1 rRNA gene is annotated in these 1,124 nt (G+C 54.2%); it reads right to left on the reverse strand.

Going from position 1 to position 1,124, the window contains the following annotated elements:
* Positions 1–1,003: ribosomal RNA gene (locus tag M8006_RS17580) — 16S ribosomal RNA — on the reverse strand; the annotation flags it as partial.
* Positions 1,004–1,124: the final 121 nt, after the last annotated feature.

Raw genomic sequence — 1,124 nt, forward strand, 5'->3', positions numbered from 1 at the left:
CGGCTTCTGTCGATGTCAAGGGTAGGTAAGGTTCTTCGCGTTGCATCGAATTAAACCACATGCTCCACCGCTTGTGCGGGCCCCCGTCAATTCATTTGAGTTTTAACCTTGCGGCCGTACTCCCCAGGCGGTCGACTTATCGCGTTAACTTCGCCACAAAGTGCTCAAGGCACCCAACGGCTGGTCGACATCGTTTACGGCGTGGACTACCAGGGTATCTAATCCTGTTTGCTACCCACGCTTTCGCACCTCAGTGTCAGTGTCAGTCCAGAAGGCCGCCTTCGCCACTGGTATTCCTCCCGATCTCTACGCATTTCACCGCTACACCGGGAATTCTACCTTCCTCTCCTGCACTCTAGCTTAACAGTTCCGGATGCCGTTCCTAGGTTGAGCCCAGGGCTTTCACAACCGGCTTATCAAGCCACCTACGCGCGCTTTACGCCCAGTAATTCCGATTAACGCTTGCACCCTCCGTATTACCGCGGCTGCTGGCACGGAGTTAGCCGGTGCTTCTTCTGCGAGTGATGTCTTTCCTATCGGGTATTAACCGACAGGCGTTCTTCCTCGCTGAAAGTGCTTTACAACCCGAGGGCCTTCTTCACACACGCGGCATGGCTGGATCAGGGTTGCCCCCATTGTCCAATATTCCCCACTGCTGCCTCCCGTAGGAGTTCGGGCCGTGTCTCAGTCCCGATGTGGCTGATCATCCTCTCAGACCAGCTACGGATCGTCGCCTTGGTGAGCCATTACCTCACCAACCAGCTAATCCGGCATAGGCTCATCCGATAGCGCGAGGCCGAAACCCCGCTTTCTCCCGTAGGACGTATGCGGTATTAGCCTGAGTTTCCCCAGGTTATCCCCCACTACCGGGTAAATTCCTATGCAGTACTCACCCGTCCGCCGCTCGACGCCTCCTAGCAAGCTAGGATCGTTTCCGCTCGACTTGCATGTGTTAGGCCTGCCGCCAGCGTTCAATCTGAGCCATGATCAAACTCTTCAGTTTACAATCATTGTGATGCTTACATGTCACTCGAAAGTCACATAAGTGCATCAAACTTGGCTCAAGGTTTTCAAACGTTCTCTCAAGATCCGAAGACCTTGGTCGAGTCGCTTGCCTTGATAAT

This window comes from Halomonas llamarensis, assembly GCF_023555005.1.
GTDB classification, from domain to species: domain Bacteria; phylum Pseudomonadota; class Gammaproteobacteria; order Pseudomonadales; family Halomonadaceae; genus Vreelandella; species Vreelandella llamarensis.